Consider the following 15,941-nt stretch of genomic DNA (forward strand, 5'->3'; position numbering starts at 1 on the left):
TTAATATTAAGGCTGTGGCTCTACCGCTTCTTCTGTCGTCTCTTCATCAATCGATTTCTCAGTCTCTTCCTCTACTTCCTCGTAGTCCAACATAGCTTCAAACTCAGCGAAATCGTCTAGTTGTTCCTCGTCGATGGCTTTATCACCGCTTTTTCCATCGGTGACCTTAAACGCTAAATTCTCAAAATAAGCGTTTTTCACAAAGGCATAGTCATCTATTGATTGTTCAATTTGTTGCTCCTGCTCAATGAGGGCAGCGCGAGTTTCAAGCAGTGAAATAAGGTATCGAGCAATGGCTAAGTTGCCATCAATCACTGCCATAGGATAAACCATGCCGTCAACCACCTCGCCAGAGAAACTGCGAGGATCATTAGGGCCCAATGCAGGAAGCATTAAGAAAGGGCCTGTACCCACGCCCATTGTTCCTAAGGTTTCACCAAATTCTTCTTCTTGAGAGGTAATTCCGAGCTTGTCCGCCACATCAATTGTGCCCAACAAGCCTATCGTTGAGTTCAACACAAAACGGGCTAAGCTATCCATTCCTTCATCAAACTTACCTTGTAGCATATTGTTCATCATATTGGCAGGCTCTTGCAGGTTTTCTGCAGCGTTGAGCAGGCCGGTACGAGCGAACTGAGGCATAACAGTGACGTAACCTACCGTTACTGGGCGAAGAAAATAAGCGTCTAGCACTTCCCAGTTGAAATCCCACATTAGTCGGTTAACCGACTCTAATGGATCTCTCGGATCCGAGGTATCAACCACTTCTTGCTGGGCGTTGTCGCTTTGTTGATTGGCATTATTTGTAGCGCAACCACTCAATATACTGGTGAGAGCAAATCCACTGACCACAACCCATTTTGCTAATTTGTTCACTGTAGTTCCTTATTAATGGTAATACTTATCGCAGTATTTCGACCTTTACTCACTTTAGACTGAACACTGCCTTCCCACTCACCAGCGGCCACAGCCACATTTTCATCTTCTGAAATACGTGCGGTTAGCTTAACGTTCTCGAGGCTATCGAGTGTAAATTGCGGCATCATGGCATTTTCAACGGTTAAGTTAACGGTAAGTGGAAACGATGATAAAGGTTGTTTCACTACTGCCGCTGGCATACGATTTTGCGAATCAGCATCTTGTGCAAATACAACCAAAAAGCCTTTTGACGGTAGTGAAGCCCTCGCCGCTTTAGACAAGTCTATCGTAATTAAAAAAGCCGTATTCCCTCGTCCAGTATCAGCCACAGCCTGATCACCACGCTGGCTAAATGCCACTTTTTCTACTTGCCCTTCCAGCTCAGCAATACGACTAACCAAGTTTTGCACCAATTCACTGTCTTGCGGCAATTTACTTTTCACTTGATTGTAATAAGTCACCGTATTTTCTAAGTCACCTAACTGCGCTGAGACCACCGCCATCATAAGGGCTAAATTATCATTTTCAGCATTCTCTTGAAGTAGATTCGCTAGAATACCCTGTGCACGAGATAAATTGTTTACATCACCTGTTGTCATCAGCGCCTGCGCTAACGAGATCACATTTGCCTTTTTATCTGGGGCTAAGTTAACTGCACGCTCGATAGCTTCAATGGCTTGAACTTCTTGCCCCAAACTCAACATTAATCGCCCAAAAACCATCCAACCACTGTCGTCTTCGGGCACAGAGCGTATTTGCTGTCTAAGTGCTAAAGCAAGATTAATCATATCCTGCTGAGAAAGATTACTGCCGTTGCCGGCAGCTAATTGTTGGCTCAATTTAGGCAGTGCGGCCATAGCATCACTCGCTTGCTTCACTTTTGCCAATTGATTTACGTGAGCATAAACACTCACTGCAGTGGCAATAGCGATTGTTGCCCCCACCGCCAAGGGTAACCATGCAGTACCTGTTTTTTGCGAAGCGAACGCCGACTCATCCACCAGGGCCACTTTTAGCTCATCGACCGCTTGCGCTTTATCGCCGGCAGAAATAAGCCCTTCTCGTTCTTCACGATCCAGTTCTTGCAGTCGCTGTTTAACAATTTGTGTATTGCTTAAGCTATCGGCTTTTGCATGATTTTTACTGCGCAACCAAGGAAAGGCGACAATGAGCAGTATCAGAGTCATTAACCCTGATACGACGAGGTAAAATTCAGACCACATCATTCTTTTTCTTGCTCCAACAAAGCATCCGCCTTAGCCAGTTTGGCCTGAAAATCCTCTGTTTTTTCGTTCTTTTTGCGTCTAACAATGAAAATAAAAGCCAATAAAACGAACAACACTGGCGCTGCCCATAGCCAAAAAGTGGCGATTGTAATAGGCGGTTTATAGTGAACAAAGTCACCATAACGTGCTTTCATGTAATCAATCACGTCTTGTTCGGACTTACCCTGCTTTAGCAGAGTGTAAACCTTGCGCCGCATGTCGTGGGCAATCATCGCGTCGCTGTCAGCAATGTTTTGGTTTTGACACATCGGGCAGCGAAGTTCACTTGTCAGTGATAAAAACTGAGCTCGCTGCTCAGGTGTGTCGAAAGAAAAATTATCTTCTGCGGCAAACGAAGCAGCACACATGAAAAGTAACAAAAAAAAGAGCGTAGACCTCATTCACCACCTTCCCTATTTTGTTTAGCCTCAGCCACCAGTGCACGATACAGGGGACCAATTTTTGACGACCATACGCGTTCATTAATATCGCCAATATGATGCATACGAATAATACCATGGGCATCTATAACAAAATGCTCAGGTGCGCCTGTGACCCCTAAATCTAAAGAGGTGTCGCGATACACGTCGAAAATATTAAACGCATAAGGGTTGCCATATCGGCTAAGCATATCTGTCACTTCTTGTTGCACCCGCGTCAGCGTTTTTGTACCAAAATCGGGATCTAAATCCTGATCAAAATACAACCCCACTATGCGCACATTCTCTTCTTCCTTTAATTGCGTTAAATACGGCATTTCCACCGCACACGTCACGCACCATACGCCCCAAACATTAAGGATAGTCACTTCGCCTTTTAAATCAGCGGGTTCATAAATTAACTCTGGCTGCATTAAATCTGGCAAAGAAAATGGCGGCAGTAACTTTCCCTTAACTTGAGAGTCAAGCGCTCTAGGGTCGGAAAAAAGCCCTTTAAATAGAAACACAACAAGTAAACTAAACATCACAAGTGGAATAATAACCAGTGGCGCTTTTTTCATGGCGCTTCTCCTTGCGTAGAGGGGCTACTCGATTTGACAATTTTTGCTAATGTCGCCTTTACTTTTTTCGCTTTTGCCATTCGATAGCGTTTGTCAGAAATAGAGCAAATTCCCCCTATTGCCATCACCACAGCACCCGCCCATAGCCACACCACAAAGGGTTTAATATAAATTCGAATAGCCCAAGCGCCATCGTCTAAAGGCTCTCCCATAGCAATGAACAAATCACGGCTAATGGTTGAATGGATAGCCGCCTCTGTCATGGGCATGCGCTGAACCGTATAAAGGCGCTTTTCAGGTGTTAATCTCGCTACAGGCTCACCGTTTTGAGTGACATCAAAGACACCGGCATCAGCGGTGTAGTTAGGCCCATTAACATCAAGAACATCAACAAATGTGAAATCATACCCGCCTAAAGACACGGTCTCGCCTACTTCCATACGTACATCACGTTCTGATTCATAGTTTGACACCAGAGTAATACCAATAATACTAATGGCAAACCCAACATGGCCTAATACCATGCCCCAGTGACTGGGAGTTAGCGAGCGAAGTTTCGACATTGCCCCTGTATCCGCGGGTAATGCCGATAGCCGTTGCAGAACTTCTTGCACCGTTGTGACCAAAATCCAAAATACCAGTATCATGCCTAGTATCCCCATATAACTTGGAGTGTCGTAGGCAAAGTTAACTAAAAGGCCGGCACTTATCGCCAAACCAGAAGCAATAAGCATTTGATTCTTTAGAGCAGAAACTCGTTGTTGTTTCCAACGAGTAAGCGGGCCTAACCCCAACATCAATACGAACGGCACGATAAGTAATGTAAACATTTGATTAAAGAAAGGCGCGCCAACAGAAATACTGCCTAACCCCAGTTCTTTGTGCACTAAAGGTAATAGCGTACCCAATAGCACCACTATGGTAGCGGCACATAAAAATACGTTATTCCCCATTAACATGACTTCACGAGAAAACGCGTTGTAACTACCGGGGCTTTTCAACGACGATGCGCGTAATGCGTAAAGCAACAAACCAAACCCGCATAGTACAATGAGGATACCCAGAATAAACAAACCTCGGGTGGGATCACTGGCAAACGAGTGCACCGATACAATCACCCCTGAACGTACTAAAAATGTACCTAACAGACTTAAACTGAAGGCAGCAATAGCCAATAATACTGTCCACGACTTAAACGCCTTGCGTTTTTCAGTAACAGCCAACGAATGCATTAATGCAGTACCCACAAGCCAGGGCATAAAAGAGGCATTTTCTACTGGGTCCCAGAACCACCATCCGCCCCAGCCAAGTTCGTAGTATGCCCACCAGCTACCTAATGCAATACCCACAGTGAGAAAGGCCCACGCGGCAATCACCCAAGGTCGTGACCAGCGTGCCCACGTAGAATCAAGCTGACCAGAAATCAGCGCTGAAATAGCAAATGCAAATGCTACCGAAAACCCTACATATCCCATGTAAAGCATGGGAGGGTGGATGATCATGCCAAAATCCTGAAGTAAAGGATTTAGATCACGGCCGTCAACGGGGAAAAACGGAAGCATGCTGTCGAAGGGATTGGAGGTAAGCAGCATGAAAAGATAAAACCCGATACCTACCATGCCGAGTACAGAAAGCACTCTTGCAACCATAGCGAGCGGAATACCTTTGCTAAAAATAGCAACGGCCACCGTCCAGATAGAAAGCATTAATACCCACAACAGGAAAGAGCCTTCATGGCCACCCCATACCGCCGTTATTTTGTAGTATATAGGTAATTTACTATTAGAATGCTGCGCGACATAAGCCACACTAAAATCGTCGTTCACGAAGGCATAGGTTAAACATATATAAGCGATAAGCGTAAACAGAAACAACCCAATTGCTAATGGCTTTGCTGTAGCCATTAAATTTTCGTGTTGACGTTGCGCGCCCCAAAGCGGATAAATTGCCAGCAGGATAGACACAACTAAGGCTAACGTGAGAGAAATATTACCAATTTCTGGAACCATACTATCGCCCCTCAGTATCGTACTTTGGCATATTTTCTGGCTTAACGTGCTTTATTCCTTTCATTTTTTCAGCGAGTTCAGGGGGCATATATTCCTCATCATGTTTCGCCAACACTTCTTGAGCTTCAATGTGCGATGAGTCAGTTAAGACTCCAGTGGCAACAATGCCCTGACCTTCTCTAAACAGGTCAGGCAGAATACCCTTGTAAGACACGGTCACTGTAGGCCCAGTATCCATAAGTTTGAACGTGACCGCTAAACTTTCATTGTCACGACTAACACTACCCGGCACTACCATTCCACCAATTCGCAAGCGTTGGCCTATCTGTGGTTTTTGACCATTTTTGCCGTCAATGATTTCGCTAGGTGTATAGAAGAGGTCGATGCTATCGTTCAATGCGTATAGCATTAAACCTATGGCAGCACCTACTAATACCACGATGGTTCCAACGGCGGCCAAGCGCTGCTTTCTTCTTGGATTCATGAAACTCACTCACTTAATATCTGATAAAACTAACGATCATGGGATACTGAAACAGCGGCATTTTTTTTAGCGCGTTTAATTCGCTGCAAACGTTCTTGCTCTAAAACTACCGATTTCAGATGGGACCTATGTTGCCGGTAGCTGGCAAAAACTAACACTGCCATGACACCGAAACTGACGGCGAACGATAGCCACACGTAAAAGGCGTAGCCCCCCATATGAAGGAACGATGAAAAAGAATCAAACTGCATCATGCTACTCCTGATTCATCTGCAAGGCGTTTTACCCAAGGCCTATGCATTTCTCGTAAAACAATTTCGCTACGAAGCCTGACGGTGGTCACCGCAGCAATAAAAAACGCGAACCCAGCTAAATTAATAAGCAATGGCCACAACATTTCAGGGGCAATTGACGGGCTGTCGAATTTACTGATAGTGGCGCCTTGATGCAGTGTATTCCACCACTCAACCGAGTAATGAATAATAGGAATATTGACCACTCCCACTAGCGCCATGATACCCGCTGCTTTACCCCCTTGTTGCTTATCTTCAAAGGCACCATAAAGCGCGATAACCCCTATGTATAAAAATAACAGTATTAATTCTGAGGTCAGCCTTGCGTCCCATACCCACCAAGCACCCCACATGGGTTTCCCCCATGCAGCGCCTGTAAACAACGCGATGAATGTCATCACCGCCCCCACTGGCGCCATTGCTATCATCGCCATATACGCGGTTCGCCATTGCCACACCATGCCCACTAGCGCCGCGACTGCCATGGCTATGTAAGTGCTCATTGATAAAATGGCACTGGGTACGTGAATATAAATAATTCGAAATGAATCACCTTGTTGGTAATCCTGCGGCGCGAAGGCAAGCCCCCAAACGGTGCCTACGATCAAGCACACGAGCGCGCAGCCCCATAGCCAAGGTTGTAAGGTTAAACACAACTGGTAAGCATTTTCTGTCTTCGCGTAGGGATGTAACCACTTCCACATCAGTTTTGACTCACTTTTAAAGAATAAGCTATGGCAAATGGCGCTGAGGCCGCTGCCAACAACAGCATGGCGCCTATAATAGCAAGTTGGGAGTAATAAGGTAAGTGCAGTGCAGCGGAATCTACCGCCGACGTTGCGAAGATTAATAAGGGAATAAACACCGGAATCAATAGCAGCGCAAGCAAAAGCCCTCCCCGTTGAAGCCCAACGGTTAACCCTACGGCAATCGCGCCAACAAATGACAGTAAGGGCGTGCCCAAGATTAATGTGGCGATAAGCGCAACGTACATATCAAGGGTTAAGTTCAAAAACATCGCCAATAACGGGGATAATACCAGCAAAGGAAGAAAACTAATCAGCCAGTGAACAAGCACTTTGACTGCGGCCACGCCACTTAGCGGCATACCTGACAACATGTATTGTTCCAATGAACCATCATTGAAATCTTCTCGAAACAATCTGTCCATGCTTAATAATGACGACAAAATAGCCGCAATCCAAATAACCCCTGGCCCAATGCGCTGAAGGGTTTCTGGCGCTGGGCTGACACCAAGAGGAAAGAGGGTAACCACCATGAGTAAAAACATAATGGGTTGCACTAACTCTGCTTTCTGCTGAAAGGCAATACGCACATCCCGGCGAGCGATACCTAGTAATAAGTGCTTCAAAAGCGATACTCCAAATCTAATGTGGAATGCTTTCCTGCGTTTTCTGACAAGGGCTGATGCGAGGTTGTAATTATCATGCCCCCGTTATCTACATGCTGCTTAAATTGCCTTTCAAGCCATGCAATACCTGCTATATCGAGTGCGGTAAAAGGTTCGTCTAACACCCATATTTTTGCTGGCTTCAGCCATAAACGGCTTAGCGCTACGCGTCGCTGCTGGCCTGCCGACAGTAGTCGAACCGGGATGTCTTCCAAGCCCACTAGCCCCAAGGTTTCTAAAACGGCGTAAATACCGCTAGGAGAAACTTCAGTGCCGTGTTGCGCTAACCAAAACTGCAAGTTATCCATAGCCGACAAAGCGCCGTTCAAACCCGCTTTGTGACCTAAGTATATCAGTGCGCTTAAAAAGGAATGCGACGAAGCAATGGGCATATCGTCATAACAGACCTCTCCCGATTCAGGCTCGCTTAACCCAGTAATGATACGTAACAGGCTTGTTTTTCCTGCCCCGTTTGGCCCGCGCAAATATAAGAGCTCGCCAGGCATCAGTTGGAAATTTAATGCCTCGAACAACACGCGATCCCGCTTTACGCAGGTAAGCCCAGATATACGTAAACCGGACAAACGCACTCCTCATCTTCAGTCACTATTCAAATCCGCGCTAGTTTACCACACACGGTAAATTTCGCAGTCGCGAAAATCGATTAAATATGATTTACTTCAAGGACAAGGATAACGCACGCAGGCAGTGATGAAGATTCTCCTGACTCAACTAAACTTCGCCGATATCGTGCCGATATATGACCTATGACATCTCAACTTTCTTTCATTCTTTCGCAAATTACCCAGCCCTCTGGGCAGGCAGCGCCATCGACCGCAAATGTGGCTGGGCAGCTTTCCCTTGCTACGCGCCTTACAACCGCTGCTGAGGTCATCATTGCGAGGCTTCCACAAAGCATTCTGGCTATTAAGTCTCACCAGCAAACCGTAGCGAATATCCAACTGCCACCGTCATTAACGTTACCTAAGTCGGCCACCTTGCAACTTGCCGTGCTCAATCAGGGGACAAATACCTCTCCAACAGCCATCATAAGCACGCAAAACTCGGGAGCGCAATCAGCGCCTCAAACCCCGCAACAGCTAGCACTTATTAGTAAAGAGCTTGCCAGTTTAATTGTGAAAAGCACCCAAGTTGCTGCCACGATTCCCGCGACGGTTTCATCAATAAATGACGCTAGCCTTTCACTAAACCTGCCCAAAGGTGGCCGCATTTCGCTGCCTGTAGAACGACAAAACGCCTCCAATAACCCATTGCTCACGGAGGTGTTTACCCCTGGTAAGAAAGTCAATATCAGCATAAGCGGTGACGGCAATAGCAACATAAAGGTCACGGTAGCACCACAAGAGCAAACATCTTCCTTACGTAGTCAAACAACAATAAACGGTACGCTTTCTCTCGGAACGACCAATAAAGCGGGGGAAGCGAATCTACAAAGCTTGATAATAGGCGCTCTTAAACATAAAGGCGTCGCATTTAATCACTCTAATACTGTGCTTCCGCCAACCATCGCACGCAATATACCGCCAATTGCTCAAGGCAATACCGTTCAACAAGCGTCTCATCTGACACTACAAGGGGAAACGTTGAAAAGCGTAAGCGCGGTCACAAACGTACTGGCAAAGGCGCCGTTGCCTTCGTCATTACAGGGAGTATTGCAATCAAATATGGCGAATGCGTTACTTGATACCGCCTCTTTTTCTAAGAAAGCCTTGTCTGACAAGGTGCCCAACGCTCAAATTCTGGCAACCCCCTCCCCCGTGGATAAAACAAATAATGGTGCAATTACTGAGCCCGACATAACTGGTAAATCGCTTTCATCCACTGGCAACGCTACGCAGTTGAAGGGTTCAGACATTCACCAAACTATTTTAGCAGTATCTCGCACCTTATTGAGTCAATCCGGTTCCACTCAGCAGGCATTAACGCAGCTGCTCAGCGTATTAAGCGGTAAAGGAGATACTAGCGCTAATTCAGAAACCTTGTCGCCCCATGCTCAACGCTTTATCTCAAAGATGAGGCAACATATTGACTCATTGCATGCAAAGGTACCTGCCACGCGCTCCAATGCTCTGCCCCCTCATACTGAGGCGACCATCACGCCAGCGCATTCTGAATTAACAGCGAAAGAAGTAACCGATGAAGCGGCCGCAACGAATGCCAAAGCGCTTCCACAAGAGAGAAGTGTTAAGCACACCCTTGGTCAACTGGCAAATTTGCTTTTAAGCAGTGTCAATAAACCTAAACCACAGGTTAGCCAAGGCTCGCCTGGGCAAGCTCAATACGACACCAATAAGGTATCAGATGCTTTATCGTCCGGCCCCCAAGCGACAAATAGTGTAGCAGACACACACTCTGAAAATTCCACGTCAACCCCGAATCACCCAGACATGGTTAAACAGGATGCCAACCTCGCTAGCCGTATACAAATCATGTTGTTATCCCCAGCATTACTTGCCACGCCAACGACGTTGAATAGTCCAATTGCCGCGTCTAATTTCGTTCAGGGCTTGGTGGCCTTATTGCAAGTATCCTTAGCCGGGCGTGCACTACAACGTCAGCCAAGCCTAAAAGCTCAGATAGATTTACCAGACAGCATTATCAGCCGAACGTTAGGGGCAACCACGAATACTCAGGGTGCCACCAGCCGTGTGGCGCAAGATTTTGCTAATTTGGACAGTCGCACAAATATACTCAACAATTTGAAAACCCTATTAGCGAACCACCAGCAGCATAAAGTATCGCAGGTAGAATCACGCATTCAGGGGCAAGACAACTTTTACTATATTTTGCCGTCCGTATCTCAGCATACGGCTGCCCCAGAACTGCTCATTCAACGTGAGCCAGACCACCACGGCGCGAAAGGAAAAGATAGAGGCAAGCAAAGCTTGTGGCATGTGACCATGAAATTAGATATTGGTGAGATAGGTGAAGTGCTGGCCAAATCAAAGATTAAAGGCGACACCATTACCCTTGATCTGTATGCGTCGAACCAAACCATAGTGGCCCGCATTGGCGATACGCTTCCTTATTTAAAACAGCGCTTGGCCGAATTAGGGCTAGAAGTCGCTTCTTCCAGCTTTCAACAAGGGAGCATCCCAACTACCTTGAGCACGCGTCCACATTCAATCTTTGAGACTCGCGTATGAGTGATAAAGCAAAACGCGCTATTGGTTTAAAGTATGACAGTAGTGATAAAAAGAATGCACCCAAGGTGGTGTCTAAAGGCTATGGCGATTTAGCACAAGCCATTATCGACATGGCTCACGAGACTGGCGTTCTTGTGCATGAAGACCCCTATTTAAGTGAAGTACTTGGTAACCTTGATGTAGGGCAAGATATTCCAGAATCCTTGTATTTTGTGATTGCCGAGTTACTTGCTTACTCTTATGTACTTCAAGGAAAAGTCCCCCCTGGGTGGGAAGACGTTATAAAGCGCATCGATTTTCATGCCTAAGCGTTAAGGTGAGCGTATTAAGGTGTACGTACTAATGCATCAAAATCATGACGCAATAAAAAGCCAGCGAAAATACAAAGCTTCTCACTGGCTTACTCAATGATATTTTAAGGATGGCTTACCTAAATAGCACTTTTTCTTTATTGAACCAGTGAACGCAAAACGCAATAAGCGCGCCCGCGATGACTGCAGTAGAAGTAAAAATGCCAAACAATGCAAAATAATCCATTGTGCCTTTAAATAACTCTTTCATCGCCAAAGCAACATTGGTTAAAGGTACCCATACCCAACCGCCTTTGAGTTCAACGCCAGGCATCAATGCAATAATGACAGGAAATATCACTACCATTATTAAAGACCCCATATAACTCTGGGCTTCTTTGAATGACCGAGCATAAATGGAAAGCGACAAAAGCACGGCGGCAAAAATCGCGACTACAGGAATTAGCATGAGGAAGATAAGCACGAAGTCGATAATGCCAATCATCGACATAATTTCAACCACAAACTCTATCGCCATCCCTTGTGACAACACAATTCCCCACATGGCCATGGACGACACAGTGATTAATGCGGTGATCAGCCCCGCACAACTAATAGTAAAAAACTTCCCAAGGACTAGCTTGTAGCGATCCATAGGTGAAATAAGTAAGGTCTCTAAAGTTCCCCTTTCTTTTTCACCTGCACCTAAATCGGCAGCGGGAGCCATAGCGCCCTGTAGGCATAAAATAAAGATAATATAAGGCAACATGCCGCCAATGCGCTCACCCCATACCTCTCTGTCGTCTGCCACGTTTTGTTTTTCTAGTACAATTGGTGCAAGCAACGCGGCTTGCTGATCTTCATTTAAGCCTAATTGCGCAAACGCCGTCGATTGAAATTCATCAATATACACATCGACTATTTCTGACACCCTGCCCACTACGCGATTTAATCCAGCGTCATTTAAATAAAGGTTCAGCGTATGCTGACCCGAGGTTAACACCTCACTATTGAAACCCTCTGGAACCACTAAAACAAAATCAACCGTTTCCGATTTAATTAACGCTTTATAGTCAATGGAATTATCGATATCTACACGCTCGAACTTGTCGGGTTGCGCGGAAAACTGAGCAGCCATTTCTGGCGCAAAGGCTTCACCCACAATGGCGTATTTTAATATCTCGTTCTCTGCTTTATCTGCAGCGTTACTCATGAAAAAGATGACTGCGCCAAAAATCAAAGGGAAAAATAACAAAGGTAAACCAATCATAAAAATGATAGTTTTTTTGTCTCTCAATAGCTCTTTGAATTCCTTCTTAAAGATTAACCACATTGTCTGCGTCTCCCGTGTCCATTGATAAGGTCTTCAAAAAGCTTTGATGCATTTGCCCATCAGACAGGGCACCGAAGTTAGAAAGTGTGTCGTTGAACACCGTTTTGCCTTGATTAATAACGGTAACGCGGTCACACAATAACTGCACTTCATCTAGATGGTGCGTAGAAAAGATAACTGGCGTGCCTTTATTTTTAAGACGTTGGATAAATTCCATGACCGTGCCCGTTGCCATAATATCAAGCCCCGTGGTTGGCTCATCTAGCACCACGAGTGCAGGCTCATGAATAACCGCGCGTGCAATGGAAGTTTTTTGTTTCATGCCAGAAGAGAAGTTCTCAGCGCGTCTATCAAGGAAACTGTGCATATCAAGTAAATCTGCCATTTCATCAATTCGCTCTGCTATCACCTTTTTATCAATGCCATGTAGCTCGCCAAAGTAAGCGATATTCTCTCTTCCTGACAAGCGTCCATATAAGCCAGTAGAGCTGGATAAAAAGCCAATTTTTTTACGTGCAATTAATGGGTTAGCCAGCACATCTTCACCTTCAATGCTCACTGACCCACTATCGGGTTTTAATGCAGTTGATAGAATACGCAAGGTCGTGGTTTTCCCTGCTCCATTCGGCCCAAGCAACCCTAACACTTCGCCTTTTCCACATGAAAAAGACACATCTCGCACCGAATTAAAAAAGCGCCCTTTTAAACGTGGATCTTTTTTTTCCTGTTCACTAAGCTTCTTTGGGTTTTCCACCGCAAAGCGCTTAGCGAGACCTGATATTTCAATCATTCCCTTTCCCTCTATCATTATTATTAAACTGAGCAATCTTGTTGTTAGCTAGGTACGCATTGCAAAAAGTACTGCGTGATATTCGTTATTAGTCTTGCTCACCTAGATTTTATTACAGCATTCCTGCTTTTTTTTGCCGGCACAAGAATTATTGAAACATTAAGTGTTAAAAAGTATGTGGAAGACACAAACACAACCTGGCAAATGTTCTGAGTGACAAATGAATCCTAACCTTTATTCTCGTTATGTCGCCGTTCAGCCGTTAAAGGGATTTAATGATGAACCTACAACACCTGCATAGCGGGTAGGTATAGTTGATAGCGTTTGTAGTGCCCAATATATTCTAAATTTGAGTTTCAATCGTGAATATCTTTCTTAAGAGTGCATTGTATTTATTAATATTCACTTTGTGGGCATCGAGGAAGTCTCAGAGTCGCTGCTGACAAGATCGGCTCCAAGGCTCACCGCTGCCGTTCATGTATGTATCATTATTCTAATTTTTGTAGCAGAGGTTTCAGCCATTTTGGTAGTTTATAATCCTCTAATGGTGTAACACGGAAAAGACTGAAATTACCATTGCTAATCAGCCGTTCTGGGTAACGTTCAAAGCGTTGCTCGAAATCTCCTTTAATCATATCTTTCAGAGGAAACCTGAATGTCATTTCGCTTGCAAATGGAGCACCTTTTAGCTTAGTGATTAATTCACCGTTATTTTGCTTTAGCCATTCAGGCTTAAAATGCATCTTTACTTGGTAAGGTAGCCCTGGGGTATAAACCGTAAAAGTTGCTTCCTGCCCGGGTTGATAATCCAATGTAGCGAACTTTAATTGGTCTTCATTTGAAATCTCTAATATGCCAGACCAATAACCAAACCTCTTATTTTTATGTATTGAAGCTATCGCTGTTAATTTTTCAGTTTCTTGTGCTATAAACCGCTCTGGCGTTGTTGTAGCTTTGACTGTTTTAAGTCCATAACTTGTGCTGTGTATCTTTTCTGATGCTAGCCAAACGGCTTCCGTCACTAAGTAATCTTGATCAACGAATTTTGTCAGAGTAATTTTTAAGGGGAGTTTTCCATCTGCCGTGTGAGTATAAATATGGCAGTCAAACTTATCGCATTCTATATCTTTATTTGTGAACGAGACACTTTTTTGAAACTGCATACCTGACGCAATATTGTATGAAGTTAGGCTGTGTTGGTTGTTGGGCATAATTTTCAATACTTTAAATTCTGCCCCTGAGCGGCTGATCCCTTCCCAAGTCCCAATTGGCACCCTTTCTTTAAAGTTTTGGGAGTGACTACTCTTTGTTGTAGTTTCTAATGTACTTTTTGGTTGGCGATCGTTGGTTGGTTGCATGGAGCAACCAATGACATTTATCAAAACAACAATAATAATTAATACTTTCAATAGCCTTCCTTAGTTTGATCTCCATTAATACATGAGTTTAGTATATTGCGAAAACTTTATTCAAGCACAAACTATATAGACGGGCTTTAACTCATTAAACGAATGCTCAGTGTTCCCTCTATTCATTCAATAAAACTAATTTTGTGGATGAGCTTGATTCTGCTTGAGCTTAAGTGGCTAAGAGGACTATTTGTTCTGATAAATTTGTATCTAAATTAGGCCAGTCACGTGGTAGTGACAGCCCTATTAACCTACTTGGCTTGTGATGAAAATACTATGCACAGGTCTAGTGGTTACATGAGTGCCCAATAAGAACTTAAGTAATTGAAATTTAGAAGCGCCCAGTACGATGAAAGGGTTACCAAACAACGCCCAGCTATTGATTTTACTGGCTTATAGATGAACAATGGCTATTCATATTCATGAATAGCCATTGTTTGACTTAAAAGCCCACCTATTAGGTGGGCTTCTCATTATTCTATTTAACTAAAACTTTACTCAGGTAGTACGCCATCTTCACCTTGTGGTAAAGCCTCTTCTGCTTTCATTGTCTTAGAAAGCAATAGCTCTTGGCGGATCTTAGTTTCAATCTCGTTAGCCGTTTCTGGGTGTTCTTTAAGGTACTTCATGACGTTTGCTTTACCTTGGCCAATGCGATCGCCCTTATAGCTATACCAAGCACCGGCTTTATCAACCAGCTTCTGCTTCACACCCAAGTCGATAAGCTCAGCCTCTTTACTGATACCTTCACCGTAGCGAATCATAAATTCAGCTTGCTTGAAGGGAGGGGCAACCTTGTTTTTCACAACCTTCACACGGGTTTCGTTACCAACGACCTCGTCACCCTCTTTAACTGCACCAATTCGACGAATATCAAGGCGAACAGAAGAGTAAAACTTAAGCGCGTTACCGCCCGTCGTAGTTTCTGGGTTTCCAAACATAACACCAATCTTCATACGAATCTGGTTAATGAAGATACACAATGTGTTTGAACGCTTAATGTTACCGGTCAGTTTACGTAAGGCTTGTGACATAAGACGCGCCTGAAGACCTACGTGAGAGTCACCCATGTCACCTTCAATTTCTGCTTTAGGTGTAAGCGCAGCTACCGAGTCAACGATAACCACATCTACTGCCCCAGAGCGAACCAGCATGTCACAAATTTCAAGCGCTTGCTCACCGGTATCAGGCTGAGATACTAATAGCTCATCAATATTTACGCCAAGCTTTTCAGCGTACACTGGGTCTAGCGCGTGCTCAGCATCAACGAAGGCGCAGGTTTTGCCTTTTTTCTGGGCTTCAGCAATAACTTGCAGTGTTAGTGTCGTTTTACCTGATGATTCAGGGCCGTATATCTCTACGACACGTCCACAGGGTAAGCCGCCTATACCTAGAGCGATATCAATGGTCAGTGAGCCAGTAGAAATTGCTTCAATATCCATGGCTTGATTGTCGCCAAGGCGCATGATTGCACCTTTACCAAATTGCTTTTCAATTTGGCCTACAGCGGCGGTTAAAGCTTTTGATTTGTTATCGTCCACGTATGTATCCTCTAGGATTTGCGGTTAAATT

At 44.7% G+C, this 15,941-nt stretch carries 16 protein-coding genes; 2 read left to right on the top strand and 14 right to left on the bottom strand.

Going from position 1 to position 15,941, the window contains the following annotated elements; genetic code table 11:
• Window positions 1–6: 6 nt before the first annotated feature.
• Genes IUA53_RS15510 through ccmA form a run of 10 tightly spaced genes read right to left on the bottom strand, consistent with a single transcriptional unit; the run spans window position 7 to window position 7,964 of the window.
• Complete coding sequence (locus IUA53_RS15510; protein WP_196897377.1) at window positions 7–876, bottom strand: MlaA family lipoprotein; 870 nt, start codon at window positions 874–876, stop codon at window positions 7–9.
• Window positions 873–2,144 carry a c-type cytochrome biogenesis protein CcmI gene (gene ccmI / locus IUA53_RS15515; protein ID WP_196897378.1) on the bottom strand — a complete coding sequence of 424 codons (1,272 nt, stop codon included), beginning with the start codon at window positions 2,142–2,144 and terminating at the stop codon, window positions 873–875. The genes IUA53_RS15510 and ccmI overlap by 4 nt, the downstream gene beginning before the upstream one ends.
• Window positions 2,141–2,584 (bottom strand): cytochrome c-type biogenesis protein, encoded by a 444-nt coding sequence (locus tag IUA53_RS15520; RefSeq protein ID WP_196897379.1) that lies wholly within the window; start codon window positions 2,582–2,584, stop codon window positions 2,141–2,143. Before IUA53_RS15520 ends, ccmI begins: the two co-directional genes overlap by 4 nt.
• Complete coding sequence (locus tag IUA53_RS15525; protein WP_196897380.1) at window positions 2,581–3,183, bottom strand: redoxin family protein; 603 nt, start codon at window positions 3,181–3,183, stop codon at window positions 2,581–2,583. Before IUA53_RS15525 ends, IUA53_RS15520 begins: the two co-directional genes overlap by 4 nt.
• The gene (locus tag IUA53_RS15530) at window positions 3,180–5,192 is read right to left on the bottom strand and encodes a heme lyase CcmF/NrfE family subunit (RefSeq protein WP_196897381.1); all 2,013 of its coding nucleotides are present in this window, start codon (window positions 5,190–5,192) and stop codon (window positions 3,180–3,182) included. The genes IUA53_RS15525 and IUA53_RS15530 overlap by 4 nt, the downstream gene beginning before the upstream one ends.
• Window position 5,193: 1 nt before the next feature.
• Window positions 5,194–5,676 (bottom strand): cytochrome c maturation protein CcmE, encoded by a 483-nt coding sequence (gene ccmE, locus IUA53_RS15535; protein WP_196897382.1) that lies wholly within the window; start codon window positions 5,674–5,676, stop codon window positions 5,194–5,196.
• A 29-nt stretch (window positions 5,677–5,705) separates the two neighbouring features.
• Window positions 5,706–5,930 (bottom strand): heme exporter protein CcmD, encoded by a 225-nt coding sequence (gene ccmD, locus IUA53_RS15540; protein WP_438498890.1) that lies wholly within the window; start codon window positions 5,928–5,930, stop codon window positions 5,706–5,708.
• Window positions 5,927–6,673, bottom strand: a complete 747-nt coding sequence (locus IUA53_RS15545) for a heme ABC transporter permease (RefSeq protein ID WP_196897383.1) — start codon at window positions 6,671–6,673, stop codon at window positions 5,927–5,929. The genes ccmD and IUA53_RS15545 overlap by 4 nt, the downstream gene beginning before the upstream one ends.
• Window positions 6,673–7,341 carry a heme exporter protein CcmB gene (ccmB, locus tag IUA53_RS15550; protein ID WP_196897384.1) on the bottom strand — a complete coding sequence of 223 codons (669 nt, stop codon included), beginning with the start codon at window positions 7,339–7,341 and terminating at the stop codon, window positions 6,673–6,675. The genes IUA53_RS15545 and ccmB overlap by 1 nt, the downstream gene beginning before the upstream one ends.
• Window positions 7,338–7,964, bottom strand: coding sequence for a cytochrome c biogenesis heme-transporting ATPase CcmA (gene ccmA / locus IUA53_RS15555; protein WP_196897385.1), 627 nt, complete (start codon window positions 7,962–7,964; stop codon window positions 7,338–7,340). The genes ccmB and ccmA overlap by 4 nt, the downstream gene beginning before the upstream one ends.
• A gap of 183 nt (window positions 7,965–8,147) precedes the next feature.
• On the opposite strand from ccmA, the gene fliK reads away from it, so the two are divergent.
• Together fliK and IUA53_RS15565 are read left to right on the top strand one after the other, a co-directional pair.
• Window positions 8,148–10,547 carry a flagellar hook-length control protein FliK gene (fliK, locus tag IUA53_RS15560; protein WP_196897386.1) on the top strand — a complete coding sequence of 800 codons (2,400 nt, stop codon included), beginning with the start codon at window positions 8,148–8,150 and terminating at the stop codon, window positions 10,545–10,547.
• Window positions 10,544–10,855, top strand: a complete 312-nt coding sequence (locus IUA53_RS15565; protein ID WP_044056232.1) for an EscU/YscU/HrcU family type III secretion system export apparatus switch protein — start codon at window positions 10,544–10,546, stop codon at window positions 10,853–10,855. Before fliK ends, IUA53_RS15565 begins: the two co-directional genes overlap by 4 nt.
• Before the next feature lie 118 nt (window positions 10,856–10,973).
• Here IUA53_RS15565 and IUA53_RS15570 read toward each other — a convergent pair whose 3' ends face one another.
• The 4 genes from IUA53_RS15570 to recA form a co-directional block, all read right to left on the bottom strand.
• The gene (locus IUA53_RS15570; protein ID WP_044056231.1) at window positions 10,974–12,170 is read right to left on the bottom strand and encodes an ABC transporter permease; all 1,197 of its coding nucleotides are present in this window, start codon (window positions 12,168–12,170) and stop codon (window positions 10,974–10,976) included.
• Window positions 12,154–12,960, bottom strand: coding sequence for an ABC transporter ATP-binding protein (locus IUA53_RS15575; RefSeq protein WP_044446352.1), 807 nt, complete (start codon window positions 12,958–12,960; stop codon window positions 12,154–12,156). Before IUA53_RS15575 ends, IUA53_RS15570 begins: the two co-directional genes overlap by 17 nt.
• A 488-nt stretch (window positions 12,961–13,448) precedes the next feature.
• The gene (locus IUA53_RS15580; RefSeq protein ID WP_044446351.1) at window positions 13,449–14,369 is read right to left on the bottom strand and encodes a hypothetical protein; all 921 of its coding nucleotides are present in this window, start codon (window positions 14,367–14,369) and stop codon (window positions 13,449–13,451) included.
• A gap of 494 nt (window positions 14,370–14,863) precedes the next feature.
• On the bottom strand, window positions 14,864–15,910 hold the full coding sequence (gene recA, locus IUA53_RS15585; RefSeq protein ID WP_044056228.1) for a recombinase RecA: 1,047 nt from the start codon (window positions 15,908–15,910) through the stop codon (window positions 14,864–14,866).
• Window positions 15,911–15,941: the final 31 nt, after the last annotated feature.

It is taken from the genome of Alteromonas sp. B31-7 (genome assembly GCF_015767655.1).
GTDB classification, from domain to species: Bacteria; Pseudomonadota; Gammaproteobacteria; order Enterobacterales; family Alteromonadaceae; genus Alteromonas; species Alteromonas australica.